The sequence below is a fragment of the Streptomyces sp. NBC_01320 genome (genome assembly GCF_035974375.1).
Lineage (GTDB): Bacteria > Actinomycetota > Actinomycetes > Streptomycetales > Streptomycetaceae > Streptomyces > Streptomyces yanii.
This window is the reverse complement of sequence record NZ_CP108390.1, coordinates 10,993,096-11,007,605: the sequence shown is the minus strand read 5'-3', so window position 1 is coordinate 11,007,605 and position 14,510 is coordinate 10,993,096. Positions and strand designations below refer to the sequence as shown.

Below are 14,510 nucleotides of genomic sequence, written 5' to 3'. Positions count from 1 at the left end.
GTTCCATGTGAGGAAGGTAGCGGGTGGGCTGCCAAGACAGCCGGGGCCGCATGAGTTCGCGGCTGGGACTCACCTTCGGTGATCGCCCGGGGCGTCTCGGCTCCTGGTTCCACCGGCTTCGACGACCAGGTGAGTGGTGGTCTTGTCGTGGTAGCCGAGGGCCCGAGCGACGACGGGAGTGGGGACTTGGAGGACCAGTTGGCGGATCGCTGAGGTCCGGCCGCGCTGGGCGGGAACTCCGGCGGCTTGGAGCTGGTCGGGCAGGCTGGTCGGGTCCATCGGATGTCCGGGCTGTCGGCCGGGGAACAGCCAGGCCGTGCTGCGGCTGCTGGCGCGGACGAGGCGGGGCTGTTCCGCCAGGTAGGCGCGTACGAGATCGGCGACGGGTGCAGGCAGCGGCGCCGACCAGCAACCCACGACCGTGCTGGAGCCCGAAAACTGCCGACTCCTGCGCACCCGCATCCTAGGCGGCGTCATCAACGAGTACCGCTACGCGGCTTGACCTGCAGCGACAACTTTCCGAGCCCCACAGGGCGGCGGTGCGGAAGATCCGGCGGTGCCGGAGTACTGCCGCTGCACCACCGTGCGCGGCGGCCAGCACCGGAAGGAGTCGCCCGGGCTGTCGGAATCCGGCATGTCAGAAACCCGACACCATCAAGGACATGACATGCACAGGTCGACAGTGGCAGGCTCTTGATCGGCCGCACGGGGCTAGACGTTCCCCACAGGGATCTCGCACCGCTGCAGTCATGTCCTCCTCACCGCACCACCAGCTCTACTCGGGCAGTACCCCCTGCCCGGGCTGTCACCGACCGCAACCCTGGTCGCCGCAGAAGGAGTTCCGCGTGAGAAAGACCCCCCGCAAGGCTGTTGCCGCGAGCGCGCTCTTAGCAACCGCCGCGATGATCGCCGTTGCACTCCCCACGTCCGCCACCGCCGGCACCCAGGCCGAAGCGCCCAAGGCGCAGCTCCGGGCCGGCGCGCTGCAGGTCCAGCTCAGCCCGAGTGAGCGCGCCACGCTGCTCGCCGACGCGCAGGCCACCGTCGCCACCACCGCAAGGACCCTGGGCCTGGGCGGCCAGGAGCAACTGCTGGTGAAGTCCGTCCTGAAGGACGCCGACGGCACGGTGCACACCCGCTACGAGCGGACCTTCGCGGGCCTGCCGGTCCTCGGCGGCGACCTCGTCGTCCACGCGGCGGCGAACGGCACCGTCAAGGGCGTCAGCAAGGCGACCAAGGCGACGGTGAAGGTCGCCTCGACCACCGCCGTGAAGAGCGCCGACTCGGTGAAGACCTTCGCACTCGGCCGCGCCAAGGCCAAGGGCACCACCACCCCGAAGGCCGGCACCGTCCGCAAGGTCGTCTGGGCCGCCTCCGGCAAGCCCGTGCTGGCCTGGGAGTCCGTGATCGGCGGCGTGCAGCACGACGGAACCCCGTCCGAGCTGCACGTCATCACCGACGCCACCACCGGTGCCAAGCTGTTCGAGTACCAGGGCATCGAGACCGGCACCGGCACGGGCCAGTACAACGGCCAGGTCACCCTCGGCACCACGCTGTCGGGCTCGACCTACGAGATGACCGACGGCACCCGCGGCGGCCACAAGACGTACGACCTGAACGGCGGCACGTCCGGCACTGGCACGCTGTTCACCGACGCGGACGACGTCTGGGGCAACGGCCTGCCGAGCGACCGTCAGACCGCCGGTGTTGACGCCGCGTTCGGGGCCCAGGCCACGTGGGACTACTACAAGGACGTCCACGCCCGCAACGGCATCAAGAACGACGGCGTCGGCGCCTACTCCCGCGTGCACTACGGCAACGCCTACGTCAACGCGTTCTGGTCCGACTCCTGCTTCTGCATGACCTACGGCGACGGTTCGGCCAACGCCAAGCCGCTGACCGCCGTCGACGTGGCCGCCCACGAGATGACCCACGGCGTCACCTCCAACACCGCCGGCCTGATCTACAGCGGCGAGTCCGGCGGCCTCAACGAGGCGACCTCGGACATCATGGCCGCGGCGGTCGAGTTCTACGTGAACTCCGAGACCGACCCGGGTGACTACCTGGTCGGCGAGAAGATCGACATCAACAGCAACGGCACCCCGCTGCGCTACATGGACCAGCCGAGCAAGGACAGCAGGTCCAAGGACGCCTGGTACTCCGGCATCGGCAGCATCGACGTCCACTACTCCTCCGGCCCGGCCAACCACTGGTTCTACCTGGCCTCCGAGGGCAGCGGCGCCAAGGTCGTCAACGGCGTGAGCTACAACAGCCCGACCTCCGACGGCCTGCCCGTCACCGCGATCGGCCGCGACGCCGCCGCGAAGATCTGGTACCGCGCGCTGTCGACCTACATGACCTCCTCCACCAACTACGCCGCCGCCCGCACCGCCACCCTGCAGGCGGCCGCCGACCTGTATGGGCTCGGCAGCGAGACCTACAACAACACCGCCAACGCCTGGGCCGCCATCAACGTCGGCAGCCGCATCGTCGAGGGCGTGACGGTCACCGACCCCGGCCTCCAGACCACGCTGGTCAAGAAGTCCGCGAGCCTGCAGATCCAGGCCACTAGCACCAACCCGGGTGCGCTGACCTACACGGCGACAGGCCTTCCGGCCGGCCTGTCGCTCAACGCCTCCACCGGCCTGATCTCCGGCACCCCCACCAAGCTGGGCACCAGCACGGTCACGGTCACGGTCACGGACTCGACCAACGCCTCCTCGACCGCGACGTTCACCTGGAACGTCGTCAGCGTGATCAAGACCTTCGAGAACACCACCGATGTCGCCATCCCGGACGGGGGCGCCGCGGTCTTCTCGGACGTCAACGTCACCGGGATCGCCGGCAAGGCACCGAGTGCCCTCAAGGTCGACGTGGACATCAAGCACACCTGGCGCGGTGACCTGGTCATCGACCTGGTGGCCCCTGACGGCACGCTGTACCGGCTGAAGGATTCCAACATCAGCGACTCGGCCGACGACGTACTCGCCACCTACACCGTGGACGCCTCCAAGAAGACCGCCAACGGCACATGGAAGCTCAAGGTCCAGGACATGTTCCGCGGCGACAGCGGCTTCATCAACAGCTGGAAGCTGACCTTCTGACCTCAGTAGCAGCACACTGAGGCGGCGGGCCCCCTCCCGCCCGGGCCCGGCCGGCCGTGACCGGTCGGGCCCGAACGCTGCTCCGGGCTCCGGACCGCGAGACCCGGGACGAATTGCAGATCCACCTGGTCCCTGTGCTGCTGGGCGGGGGAGTGCGGCTGTTCGGAGTGCGGCGGTTCAAGGAGATGGCAACCATACCCGCGAGTTCGAGACCACCAGGGTCATCGGCCGCCCCGGGGTCGCCCACCTCCGGCTACGCCCCGTCAAGTGACGACCGGCGGCCCGATGCGGGCCGCCGGTCGCCCGACTCAGTGGGCGTCGCGGATGAGGGAACGCACCAGTCGGCACGTGGTGTTGGACGGCGGGTGGCTCCCGATCCGGGCGGCGGTGGCGCATATCCGCCGGTTACGAGTCTGCTCGGCGCGGTAGACACCCGTGTCGAGCAGCGCGATGGCCAGGCGCATGTCCTTCAGGTTGCGGTTGTGGGACTCGTACCATTCGCGCGGCTGCCCGGCAGGCAGCCGCTTCTGCTTCAGCGGCTTCGTCCTGACTGCGGCTACGGCCATCAGCGACCTCCAGCCGGCCGGTGGCCGGGAAGCCCCGGAACTCACCGCGGTGCGTACCCCGGATCGTCAGCCGCACCGCGACCCGGTCGCCCGAGCCGAAGACGTCGTCGATCGGACCTCAAAGTCGAGGAAGACGGCGCGCAGCACCTCGGCGTTCCGCCGCCACGCGTCGCATCCCGCATCGGGAAGGGCATCCCCGCGATGTTGATGGCGAAGTCTTCCGTCATCAGCCGGGTGCAGGCGTCGAGGTCATGGCGGTTCAGCGCGGCGAAGGCGGCACGGACGAGCGACGCGGGGTCCTGGTCGGGCCGGGGCGCGGGCGTGGGCGTGGGGATGTGGCTGGTCATGGCGGGTCCTTCGTCCGACGGTGGGCGGGGACCGGCGCGGGCCGGCGCGCGAAGACCCGTCGGCCGGAGGCCCGCCAGGGGGACGGCGCTGGTGCACTACCTGACTTTGCTTGATCACGACCTGTCTTGGGGCCGGTTCAGGACACCCTGATGGTCTCGTCCTCGGGGCAGCGAATGTCCGTCAAGACTTTAGAATCTGGCCTTGCTGGTCGCCGGGAACCTGGGGCATGTCAGGTGGTCCGCTCGCGCGTGGCGAGCGCGGTGCTCAGCGTCCCGAAGGCGGCGGGGTCGGCCTGGGCCAGAGCGCGTCCAAGAGGCCAGCGTCCTCACGGCCTGGGCCGCAGGCGGTCTCGCGCAGCTCCAGGCCGCGCAGGTTCGCGGCGGCGACGTCATCGGTCGTCATGCGAGCCCTCGTACCCTGTTTCCCATGCCCTCTTCCCGCCTGCGTCGCGTCGCCGTCCTCGTCCTCGAGGGTGCGAAGCCGCTTGATGTCGGCATTCCCGCGCAGGTTTTCACGACCCGGGCAAGTATGCCGTACGAGGTACGGGTGTGCGGCGCGTCACCCGGGCTTGTGACCGGAGGCGATGGACTGGCCTACCACGTCGCCGACGGTCTCGACACGCTTGCATGGGCTGACATTGTCTTCATCCCGGGCTATCGGTTCCCGGACCGCGACGACCCACCACAGGCCGTCGTCGATGCCTTGATCACCGCACACGACCGAGGTGCACGGCTGGCCGCCATCTCGACGGGTGCCTTCGCGCTCGCCGCCACAGGCTTGCTCGACGGCAAGCGCGCCACGACGCACTGGCACTACACGCGGGCGCTCGCACAGAAGCATCCGCTCGTCCGGGTCGACGAGAACGTCCTGTTCGTCGACGAGGGCAGCGTGCTGACGTCGGCCGGCGCCGCCTCGGGCATCGATCTGTGTCTGCATATCCTGCGCCGCGATCTCGGGGTAGCGGCGTCGAACCACGCGGCCCGGCGCCTGGTCGCGGCCCCCTACCGCAGTGGCGGCCAGGCGCAGTACGTGCCGCGGAGCGTGCCCGAGTCGCTCGGGGAACGGTTCGCCGCCACCCGCGAATGGGCCCTGCACCGGCTCGACGAACCTCTCAGCCTCGAATCCCTCGCCCAACACGCGGCGGTCTCACCGCGCACGTTCTCGCGGCGCTTCGTCGAAGACACCGGGTATACGCCGATGCAGTGGGTCATGCGTGCCCGCATCGACCTGGCCCGTGAGCTGCTCGAGCGTTCAAAGCGCAGCGTCGAGCAGATCGCGAACGACGTGGGTCTGGGCACCGGCGCGAATCTGCGGATGCACTTCCAGCGCATTCTCGGCACCACCCCTAGCGAGTACCGGCGCACCTTCACCCGGGGCGAGTAGCCCGACGTCCGGCGCCTGGCGCGATCCTTTCGAACCATGGCGCTCTCGCCACGGCCATGGCCGGATCCCGCACGCGAGGCTGGTGATGAACACGAAGGGACACCACACATGACTCGCATCGCCATCAACGGATTCGGCCGCATCGGACGCAACGTGCTGCGCGCCCTGCTGGAACGCGACAGCAGCCTCGAGATCGTCGCCGTCAACGACCTCACCGAGCCCGCCACCCTTGCCCGGCTCCTCGCCTACGACACCACCGCCGGACGGCTCGGCCGTCCGGTGACCGTCGACGAGGACGCCCTGGTCGTCGACGGCCGGCGCATAACCGTGGTCGCCGAGCGGGAGCCGGCGCGGCTGCCGTGGGCCGACCTCGGTGTCGAGATCGTGCTGGAGGCGACAGGCCGCTTCACATCGGCCAAGGCAGCCCGCGCCCACCTGGACGCGGGAGCGAACAAGGTTCTCGTCAGTGCGCCGTCGGACGGCGCCGACGTCACGCTCGCGTACGGGGTCAACACCGAAGCGTATGACCCGGCCGTGCACACGATCGTCTCGAACGCCTCGTGCACGACCAACGCACTGGCGCCACTGGCCGCGGTACTCGATGAGCTCGCCGGCATCGAGCACGGCTTCATGACCACGGTGCACGCCTACACACAGGAGCAGAACCTGCAGGACGGTCCGCACCGCGACGCTCGCCGCGCCCGTGCTGCTGCTGTCAACATCGTGCCGACCACGACGGGCGCGGCCAAGGCGATCGGCCTCGTGCTGCCCAACCTCGACGGCAGGCTGTCGGGCGACTCGATCCGTGTGCCGGTGCCGGTCGGCTCGATCGTCGAACTCAACACCACCGTCGCCCGCGATGTGACCCGCGACGACGTGCTGACCGCGTACCGCGCCGCCGCGCAGGGTCCGCTCGCCGGCATCCTCGAGTACTCCGACGACGCGCTCGTGTCGTCCGACATCGTCGGCAACCCCGCCTCGTCGATCTTCGATGCGGCCCTTACCCGGGTCGACGGCCGCCACGTCAAGGTGGTCGCCTGGTACGACAACGAGTGGGGCTTCTCCAACCGTGTGATCGACACGCTGGAACTCCTCGCCACACGCTGAACGGTCCCCGAGCGTGACCGTGTCTCGCGTGAGCGGTCACGCTCAACTTGGCGATGACCACACCTGTTGCATGCGCTGCGGCCGGCGCTACCGGCGCTGAGCTGTGTCAACTCGTCGCACTTCGCGTCACCCAGCACTCGGCGGTACATGGCATCCGTTCAAGCGGGCTGAGGATCCATCGTGCGCTATGCCGCAGTCACGCGTATGGCCCTGGCCGGGAAACCGGCCAGGGCCACAGACGAAGACGCGGTCGTGAAGGGCGGTCGCCTACACGGCGAAAGGCACTGCAGGGCTTCAGCCGAACGATCTTCCCTCCAGGCAATAGGTGAGGCCCGGGGACACTGTTCGCTCGACACCGAACCGCGCGACCGGGCGCCGGCCCTGGAGGCCGTCGCCCGCGTCACGGCCTCGCGCGGCGCCTGCGGCTCCCACGCGCTCATAGCCGCCAGGTCGGCGCACCACGTGGCGAAGGACCTGGCCGGGCACCTTCCCCCTTCCCCCGAACCCCGGGCATCTGGTGTCGCTCGGCCGCCGGCACATTGCGGGCTCTCGCGACCAGGTGTCAGCGCTGGACCGGATTGACGGTTACCACGACGTCCGGCTCAACGCCGATCCCACGCTGCTGTGCCAGGGCAACTTCACCGAGGAGAGCGGCGCCAGCGCGATGGCCGAACTGCTCGACCGACGGCCGGACGTCAATGGCGTGTTCGTCTCCATTCTTCGAGCTGGTGACGTAACTTCAGGATTCGTGAAGCGTTCTCACTTCGTCCGATCGATCTGTGATCGGCGTGAAGGCGAAGAGGCTCTCACCCACAGCGCCGACCCACTACACCTCGCTCTCGTTTTCGGCATCGACGAGAAGACCGCCATCCGCTACGCGGACTCAGCACGCGCGCTTCTGGGAGAGGCTGCCGAGCAGGCATCGCCGTGAAACCACTCGCCCCGCTCAACCCACTGACGAGATCATGGGCAGATGCCGTCGGCCGAACCAGCAGCCCGCCAGCTTCAGGACCGTGCCGTTCTCTGGAGCATGAGCGAGGTCCGCGCAACCGACGTCGTCACTGCTGCCTGTGATGCACTCGTTGCCGGCCTCGACAGTCCAGCCCTGCGGATCTTGGCCGCGTGCACACGCGCGGAGGCGGACTACGACGTCCCCCACCTCCTTCCCCCAGCACTCGACGAACTGGGCCTCACCTACCACCCAGCGGGCAGCGTTGCCGGACAGGAAGCCGCCGCGCGAGCGCTTGCCGCCCGGATGCTGGCCGGCGAGCTGACACCACGCGAGCTGGCCTTTCGGATCCACCATCGTTTCGGGCACGAGCTGCCTCTGGTCGAACGACTCGCCAACCTGGACGACGACTACGACGTCATCGAATACGGCAACAGAACACGGGCGCAGGTCGACGCCGATGTCACGACCGAAGCTCTTCGGCTTGCACAGCATCCTCGTGTTCCAACCGAACCCACGGATGCACCGGCCTGAAGCAGGCCGATGGACCCGTGGGTTCAGGCTGAAGGACCTTCGGTTTCCTTGAACCCACGGGGATCAAGGCCCTGTTCTCATATAGCTACGACGAACGGACATGTAGCGCTGGGTAATGCTCAAGGCTGGACCCAGCGCGACGTCAGTGGTGCAGTGGTCAGGACGCCTCATGCCGTCCGTCCCTCACCGCGGCCACGCGGGCGTCACGCGTAGTTGCGCAGCTCGGGCCAGATCGCGCCCCAGGGGCGGCGGGGGCCGGTGCAGACGTAGACGTGGCCGCCCCATTCGATGTTGTGCACGCCGCCTGGGTTGGAGAGGGTGGCGGCTACGCGGACGTGCCGGAAGTACCGGCGCAGGTGAGCGGCGTACCCGGGGGCGTAGTCGGGGCCGGGGGCGACGGCCACCACGGTCGTGGCGTGCGGGTTGCCGGGGCCCCACCACCAGTCGGTGTTCTGGGCGCCCGCGGCGGTGGGCAGTCCGGCGCTGCGGCCCAGTTCGTTGATGGCGCCGGCCTCGCCGTAGTCCGCCGCGAAGATCACCGAGTTCGCGCGCTGCCCGGCCGGAAGCCCGGTCCATACCTGCCGTACGGTGCCGACCAGTTGGGGCCAACCCAGGGTCTCCCCCGATATCGGGCTGGTGCCGTATGTCCAGGCCAAGTAAGAAGGCGGCAGCACCGGCAGCACGATCACGGCGGACAGCGCGGCCGAGACGGCGGTTCCGATCATCAGGCCGCGCAGCCGGTCCGGGCGGGAGTGCAGTACCCCGTCGAGTCCCACCGCGCCGGCCGCCAGTAGGCACACGTACAGCCCGCCCAGGTAGTAGATCTGTGCTCCGGTCGTCACGGCGAACAGTACGAACAGCACGGCGTATGCGGTCACCAGGCACCGCCACAGCGGCCGCCCGGACCGCCACAGGAACCGCAGGCCCGCCACCCACAGCACCGTCATCGCCAGACAGGACATGCCGAGCTGCCCCACGATCCAGGTGAGGATGTTCCCCGCGCCTCCGTGCTCCCCGTTCAGCGCCCGCGTCATCGCGAACATGGCCCAGCCGTGCCGCGCCTGCCACCACAGGTCGGGCAGCACGAGCAGCACGGCGATCACCGCGCCCGCAAGCAGGCGGCGATCAGCTACGGTCCGGCGGGCCGAGCAGCGCCGCGGCCAGCAGCACGGTCCCGAAGATCGCCGCGAGGTGGTTGAATTCCGCGCCGAGGCCGACCAGCGCTCCCGCGGCAAGCCACCACCGCGTGTCACCGGTGCGGCCGATCCGCACAACCACGAGCGCGATCGCCGCCCACGCCAGTACTTCGTACGACGTCGTATTGGCGACGTGCCCGCTGCCCAGCAGCACGGGCATGGTGCCCGTCGCGATCGCCGCAAGCAGCTGCGCCCGCCGCGTGCCGCCGAACTCCCGCGCGGTCAGCCCGCCCACGACCACCGTGCCCGCTGCGGCCAGCGCGGCCCACAGCCGCAGGCCCACCGCCGAGACCCCGAACAGCGACAGCGAGACCCGGGCCAGCACCGGCGCCAGCGCCGGCTGGTCCACATAACTCGCCTGGAGGTGCCGGGCGGAGTCGAGGAAGTACAGCTCGTCGCGGTGGAAGCCGTAGCGCGGGGACAGCGCCATCAGCACGGCCAGGACCACCCCCGCGACGGCGAACACCCGCCGGTCCAGCGGTGCGATCCGCCCGCCGTCCTCCCCGGCCCCGTCCGCACGCCCCACGTCCGCCATCCCCGCCACCCCCGGTCCTCGGACCCTCGGTCGCGCCGTCCGCGCGGCCGGGGCGGCCCGGCGCGCACGGCTCCCGGGCCGCTCGTACCTTACGCACCCGGTCCGCGCGCGGTGAAGCCTCCGGGTCGGCGCCTGCGGGCACGGCCGGGGAGGCCGAGCAACAGCGCGGACCGAGCGGCCCGGGCGGGTGGTGGTGAGCCTCCCCGCGCCGCGCAGGGCGGATACGGCGGCACCTGTTATTGCCTGACAGCTCGTCGGAGTGAAGCGGCAGGAAACCGCGTGTTCCCGAAGCGGTCCTGGACGCCGTCCACGAGGCGGCGGCAGCAGCGCAGGACGCGCTCCTTGTGCATTTCGCCGGACACGGGGCCTGGTCTCCCCCGATGGCCACCTGTATGTGGCTCTGCCTGGGGCGAACACCACTCAGCTCTATCGAGCCGTTGTGTACGAAGAGGTTCGCCATCAAATACGCCGCCTGCGCGACCGCAGCGGATCGTGACCCACGGCGCGTACGTGACCAGGGGTGGGACCACGCGGAGGCGGCTCGCCCCGGCTCTCCGCCGCGGCGCACCCGTGATCGCCTGAACTCGAGGCGTTCCATGCCTTTTCGGGTGTGATGTCCGTATGCCGAAGTCGTCTGCCTGTAACCCTTGACGCTGCCCTTCGGCGAAAACTACGTTTTGCTTCGCGGAAATCAACTTCTGCTTTGTGGAAACTACTGAACCTCGGTCGCCGGGGCCCACGTCGCGCGCCCTCCCTGAAGCACGGCACCGACAGGCCCCGTCGCGACCCTCTAGCGAAGACTCGAGGGCTGATCGATGACTGCAGTGGAGGACCGGCCGCCCAAGACGGCCACCGGGGCGACCAGCTCCATTCTGTACACCTACGATCTGGCCCCCACGAAGAAGGCGGGGCGCCGCTGGGGTGCCTACAACGTCTTCACGCTCTGGGCCAACGACGTGCACAGTCTCGGGAACTACGCGTTCGCCATCGGCCTCTTCGCGCTCGGACTGAACGTGTGGGGCATCCTGGCCGCGTTCCTGCTCGCATCGGTTCTGCTCTTCCTCCTGCTGACGCTTTCCGGGTTCATGGGCCACAAGACGGGCGTCCCCTTCCCGGTCATGAGCCGCATCGCCTTCGGTATCAAGGGCGCGAAGATACCGGCCGCGGTCCGCGGGATCGTCGCCATCGCCTGGTTCGGTATCCAGACCTACCTGGCCTCCGCCGTCCTCAGCGCCCTGCTCATCGCGATGTTCCCCGGACTGCGCGACATAGACGCGAACTCCGTGCTGGGCCAGTCGACGCTCGGCTGGATCACCTTCCTCGCCCTGTGGGCCCTCCAGCTGCTCATCGTGAGCTACGGGATGCAAATGATCCGGAGGTACATGGCCTTCGCGGCGCCCACGACCCTCATCACCATGTGCGCCCTCGCGGTCTGGATGTTCGTACGGGCGGACGCCTCGATCTCCCTGTCCATCGACGATCCGCTCGTCGGCGGCGAGATGTGGCTCCAGATCCTGCAGGCAGCCGCGCTGTGGGTGGTGATCTACGGGACATTCGTGCTGAACTTCTGCGACTTCACCCGGTCCGCCAAGAGCCGCGGCTCCATCGTCCGCGGCAACGTGATCGGCATCCCGCTGAACATGATCTTCTTCGCCGTGATCGTGGTGGTCCTCAGCGGAGCGCAGTTCAAGCTCGACGGGCACATCATCACGAGCCCCACGGACATCGTCCGGACCATCCCGAACATGTTCCTCCTGGCGACGGCGTCGCTCGCCCTCATCGCCCTGACGGTCGCGGTGAACCTGCTGGCCAACTTCGTGGCGCCGATCTACGCGCTCATCGACCTCTTCCCGCGCCGGCTGAACTTCCGCCGGGCCGGCGTGGTGAGCGCGGTCGTCGGTCTGGCGATCCTGCCCTGGAACCTCTACAACAGCCCGATCGTGGTGAACTACTTCCTCGGCGGACTCGGAGCCCTGCTCGGACCGCTCTTCGGCGTCATCATGGCGGACTACTGGCTGCTGCGCAGGTCCCGGGTGAACGTGCCGGACCTCTACACCGACGACCCGCAGGGCGAGTACCACTACCGCCGCGGCTTCAACCCCCGCGCCGTCGGAGCCTTCGCCCCCAGCGCGGCCATCGCGGTCGTCGTCGCCCTGGTGCCCTCCTTCCACGCCGTGGCCGGATTCTCCTGGTTCGTGGGCGCCTTCCTCGCCGCCGCGCTGTACGCGCTCATCGCGGACCGCACAACGCCGGTCCGCGACGTGGACGGCGAGGCCATCGCCGTCGCCGCCGAATGAACCACCGAGCAGAAGGCCGAAGCATGCGCATCCTCGTCGTCAACGTCAACACCACGCAGTCGATCACCGACTCGATCGGCAGGCAGGCGGCCGCTGCGGCCTCACCCGGTACCGAGACAGTCCCGCTCACCCCGCTCTTCGGGGCGGAGTCCGTCGAGGGCAACTACGAGAGCTACCTCGCCGCCATCGCCGTGATGGAGACCGTCCGCGCCTACCCGGAACCGTTCGACGCCGTCATCCAGGCCGGCTACGGCGAGCACGGCCGCGAAGGGCTCCAGGAACTGCTCGACGTCCCGGTCGTCGACATCACCGAGGCCGCCGCGAGCACCGCCCAGTTCCTCGGACGCACCTACTCCGTCGTCACCAGCCTCGACCGCACCGTCCCGCTGATCGAGGAACGTCTCCACGCCGCCGGTCTGAGTGCGCGCTGCGCCTCCGTGCGCGCCAGCGGTCTTGCCGTGCTGGATCTGGAACGGGACGAGAAGGCCGCAGTCGAAGCCATCGTCGAAGAGTCCGCCCGAGCCGTGGAGGACGACCGGGCGGAAGTGATCTGCCTGGGATGCGGCGGCATGTCCGGCCTCACCGAACGCGTCGTCGAGCGTACGGGGGTGCCCGTCGTCGACGGCGTGAGTACCGCGGTGACGATCGCCGAGTCCCTCGTACGCCTCGGCCTGACCACGTCGAAAGTGCGCACCTACGCGACACCCCGGCCCAAGAAGATCGTCAACTGGCCCCCGCAGGCGCGCTGAAGCGGGTCGCGCACGACAGGTGACCGGTGCCCGGCCCCGCCCCGCCCCGCCCCGGGGCGAACGGCCCATGAAGACACAATCAACCGCGAAAGAGGAGGGGCATCCGTTGCCCGACGTACAACTTGTACTGCGCTCGACACGCGTCATCACCCCCGAGGGGACGCGTCCCGCGTCGATCGCCGTCTCCGGCGGGACGATCGCCGCGGTGCTGCCGTACGACGCCGAGGTACCGGCCGGTGCCCGTCTGGAGGACGTCGGCGACGACGTCGTACTCCCGGGGATCGTCGACACCCACGTGCATGTGAACGACCCCGGGCGCACCGAATGGGAGGGCTTCTGGACCGCCACCCGCGCGGCCGCAGCCGGTGGCATCACGACCCTCATCGACATGCCGCTCAACTCCCTCCCGCCGACCACCACCGTGGAGCACCTGCGCGTCAAGCAGGAGACCGCCCGCACCAAAGCGCACATCGACGTCGGCTTCTGGGGCGGCGCGCTGCCCGACAACGTCACGGACCTCCGGCCCCTGCACGACGCCGGCGTCTTCGGCTTCAAGTGCTTCCTGTCGCCCTCCGGCGTGGACGAGTTCCCCGAGCTGGACCAGGAGCAGCTCGCGAACTCCCTCGCCGAGATCGCCGGCTTCGGCGGCCTGATGATCGTGCACGCCGAGGATCCGCACCACCTGGCCGCGGCCCCGCAGAAGAGCGGGGAGAAGTACGTCGACTTCCTCGCGTCCCGGCCACGCGACGCCGAGAACACCGCGATCGAGAACCTGATCACCCAGGCCCGGCAACTGAAGGCCCGTGTGCACGTGCTGCACCTGTCGTCCTCGGACGCTCTGCCGCTGATCGCCGCTGCCAAGGCCGAAGGAGTCGGGATCACGGTCGAATCCTGTCCGCACTTCCTCACCCTGACGGCTGAGGAGATCCCGGACGGCGCCACCGAGTTCAAGTGCTGCCCGCCGATTCGTGAGGCCGCCAACCAGGACGCCCTGTGGGAGGGGCTCGCCAACGGGACGATCGACTGCATCGTCTCCGACCACTCACCTTCGACCGCGGACCTCAAGAGCCCCGACTTCGCCTCCGCCTGGGGAGGTATCTCCTCCCTCCAGCTCGGCCTGCCCGCCATCTGGACCGAGGCGCGCCGCCGTGGCCGCAGCCTTGAGGACGTCGTCCGCTGGATGTCGACCGCACCCGCACGGCTCGCGGGCCTGGACAGGAAGGGCGCGATCGAGGCCGGCCGGGACGCCGACTTCGCGGTCCTCGACCCCGACGCGACCTTCACCGTCGACCCGGCCGAGCTCGAGCACCGCAACCGGGTCACTGCCTACGCCGGCAAGACGCTGCATGGCGTCATCACCTCCACCTGGCTGCGCGGAGAGCGCATCGCCGACCGCGGCACTCTCTCCGAGCCCACCGGACGCCTGCTCGACAGGCTCTGAGGCCGGGGCCGGCGTGGTCGCCAGCAGGTGAGCGGGCACTGCGGCCTCCGACGGACGCGTCGGGGGCCGCAGTGCGCATGGTGCCGAGCAGTCGTGTGTTCGTGTGTCGCAGAGCGCACGGAACCGTCGGCCCGCAGCGCTGAGACGCCGCGCCGCCGAGCGCTCCGTCCGTGCGCCGCGCGGCGCCGTGCCCTCGTACGGACCCCGGGGCCCCAGGCGTCCGATACCCGACAGGAGAGCGACACGACTTCAAGATGGTGGATCTTCACTGAGGCGACACAGCCCTGAGGCCGATGGTCGG

At 69.3% G+C, this 14,510-nt stretch carries 12 protein-coding genes and 1 pseudogene; 8 read left to right on the top strand and 5 right to left on the bottom strand.

Annotated features, from left to right (window positions below):
• Positions 1 to 69 precede the first annotated feature (69 nt).
• Entirely contained in the window at positions 70 to 462 is a 393-nt protein-coding gene (locus OG395_RS50420; protein WP_327248895.1) for a hypothetical protein, read from the bottom strand.
• Between the two features lie 383 nt (positions 463 to 845).
• On the opposite strand from OG395_RS50420, the gene OG395_RS50415 reads away from it, so the two are divergent.
• Positions 846 to 3,104 carry a M4 family metallopeptidase gene (locus OG395_RS50415; protein WP_327248894.1) on the top strand — a complete coding sequence of 753 codons (2,259 nt, stop codon included), beginning with the start codon at positions 846 to 848 and terminating at the stop codon, positions 3,102 to 3,104.
• A 308-nt stretch (positions 3,105 to 3,412) separates the two neighbouring features.
• On the opposite strand, the gene OG395_RS50410 is transcribed toward OG395_RS50415, so the two are convergent.
• Both OG395_RS50410 and OG395_RS50405 read right to left on the bottom strand, forming a co-directional pair.
• Positions 3,413 to 3,670, bottom strand: a complete 258-nt coding sequence (locus OG395_RS50410; RefSeq protein ID WP_327248893.1) for a hypothetical protein — start codon at positions 3,668 to 3,670, stop codon at positions 3,413 to 3,415.
• Positions 3,671 to 4,282: 612 nt separating this feature from the next.
• Positions 4,283 to 4,420 carry a hypothetical protein gene (locus tag OG395_RS50405; protein WP_327248892.1) on the bottom strand — a complete coding sequence of 46 codons (138 nt, stop codon included), beginning with the start codon at positions 4,418 to 4,420 and terminating at the stop codon, positions 4,283 to 4,285.
• A gap of 24 nt (positions 4,421 to 4,444) precedes the next feature.
• Between OG395_RS50405 and OG395_RS50400 the strand changes: the two genes are divergently transcribed.
• The 4 genes and pseudogenes from OG395_RS50400 to OG395_RS50385 all read left to right on the top strand — a co-directional run bounded on the left by OG395_RS50400 (position 4,445) and on the right by OG395_RS50385 (position 7,991).
• Positions 4,445 to 5,401 carry a GlxA family transcriptional regulator gene (locus tag OG395_RS50400; protein ID WP_327248891.1) on the top strand — a complete coding sequence of 319 codons (957 nt, stop codon included), beginning with the start codon at positions 4,445 to 4,447 and terminating at the stop codon, positions 5,399 to 5,401.
• 108 nt (positions 5,402 to 5,509) lie between these two features.
• Positions 5,510 to 6,508 (top strand): type I glyceraldehyde-3-phosphate dehydrogenase, encoded by a 999-nt coding sequence (gap, locus tag OG395_RS50395; RefSeq protein WP_327248890.1) that lies wholly within the window; start codon positions 5,510 to 5,512, stop codon positions 6,506 to 6,508.
• Positions 6,509 to 7,019: 511 nt separating this feature from the next.
• A pseudogene (locus tag OG395_RS50390) lies at positions 7,020 to 7,223 on the top strand (LacI family transcriptional regulator); the annotation flags it as partial.
• Between the two features lie 258 nt (positions 7,224 to 7,481).
• Complete coding sequence (locus OG395_RS50385) at positions 7,482 to 7,991, top strand: hypothetical protein (RefSeq protein ID WP_327248889.1); 510 nt, start codon at positions 7,482 to 7,484, stop codon at positions 7,989 to 7,991.
• A 203-nt stretch (positions 7,992 to 8,194) separates the two neighbouring features.
• On the opposite strand, the gene OG395_RS50380 is transcribed toward OG395_RS50385, so the two are convergent.
• Complete coding sequence (locus OG395_RS50380; RefSeq protein ID WP_327248888.1) at positions 8,195 to 9,085, bottom strand: hypothetical protein; 891 nt, start codon at positions 9,083 to 9,085, stop codon at positions 8,195 to 8,197.
• Positions 9,086 to 9,116: 31 nt separating this feature from the next.
• Positions 9,117 to 9,722, bottom strand: coding sequence for an ArnT family glycosyltransferase (locus OG395_RS50375; protein ID WP_327248887.1), 606 nt, complete (start codon positions 9,720 to 9,722; stop codon positions 9,117 to 9,119).
• 815 nt (positions 9,723 to 10,537) lie between these two features.
• On the opposite strand from OG395_RS50375, the gene OG395_RS50370 reads away from it, so the two are divergent.
• From OG395_RS50370 to allB, 3 genes are all read left to right on the top strand, one after another.
• Positions 10,538 to 12,019, top strand: a complete 1,482-nt coding sequence (locus tag OG395_RS50370; protein ID WP_327248886.1) for an NCS1 family nucleobase:cation symporter-1 — start codon at positions 10,538 to 10,540, stop codon at positions 12,017 to 12,019.
• A gap of 23 nt (positions 12,020 to 12,042) precedes the next feature.
• Positions 12,043 to 12,768: an aspartate/glutamate racemase family protein gene (locus OG395_RS50365; RefSeq protein WP_327248885.1), complete on the top strand. Its 726-nt coding sequence runs from the start codon at positions 12,043 to 12,045 to the stop codon at positions 12,766 to 12,768.
• 67 nt (positions 12,769 to 12,835) lie between these two features.
• On the top strand, positions 12,836 to 14,209 hold the full coding sequence (allB, locus tag OG395_RS50360) for an allantoinase AllB (protein ID WP_327248884.1): 1,374 nt from the start codon (positions 12,836 to 12,838) through the stop codon (positions 14,207 to 14,209).
• The last annotated feature ends 301 nt before the right edge of the window (positions 14,210 to 14,510 follow it).

Excerpts from the sequence above, each read along its gene's own strand:
- OG395_RS50420 (WP_327248895.1), bottom strand. The coding sequence starts at position 462 with ATGCGGGTGCGCAGGAGTCGGCAGTTTTCGGGCTCCAGCACGGTCGTG.
- OG395_RS50410 (WP_327248893.1), bottom strand. The coding sequence starts at position 3,670 with ATGGCCGTAGCCGCAGTCAGGACGAAGCCGCTGAAGCAGAAGCGGCTG.
- OG395_RS50405 (WP_327248892.1), bottom strand. The coding sequence starts at position 4,420 with ATGACGACCGATGACGTCGCCGCCGCGAACCTGCGCGGCCTGGAGCTG.
- OG395_RS50400 (WP_327248891.1), top strand. The coding sequence starts at position 4,445 with ATGCCCTCTTCCCGCCTGCGTCGCGTCGCCGTCCTCGTCCTCGAGGGT.
- gap (WP_327248890.1), top strand. The coding sequence starts at position 5,510 with ATGACTCGCATCGCCATCAACGGATTCGGCCGCATCGGACGCAACGTG.
- OG395_RS50385 (WP_327248889.1), top strand. The coding sequence starts at position 7,482 with ATGCCGTCGGCCGAACCAGCAGCCCGCCAGCTTCAGGACCGTGCCGTT.
- OG395_RS50375 (WP_327248887.1), bottom strand. The coding sequence starts at position 9,722 with ATGGCGGACGTGGGGCGTGCGGACGGGGCCGGGGAGGACGGCGGGCGG.
- OG395_RS50370 (WP_327248886.1), top strand. The coding sequence starts at position 10,538 with ATGACTGCAGTGGAGGACCGGCCGCCCAAGACGGCCACCGGGGCGACC.
- OG395_RS50365 (WP_327248885.1), top strand. The coding sequence starts at position 12,043 with ATGCGCATCCTCGTCGTCAACGTCAACACCACGCAGTCGATCACCGAC.
- allB (WP_327248884.1), top strand. The coding sequence starts at position 12,836 with ATGAAGACACAATCAACCGCGAAAGAGGAGGGGCATCCGTTGCCCGAC.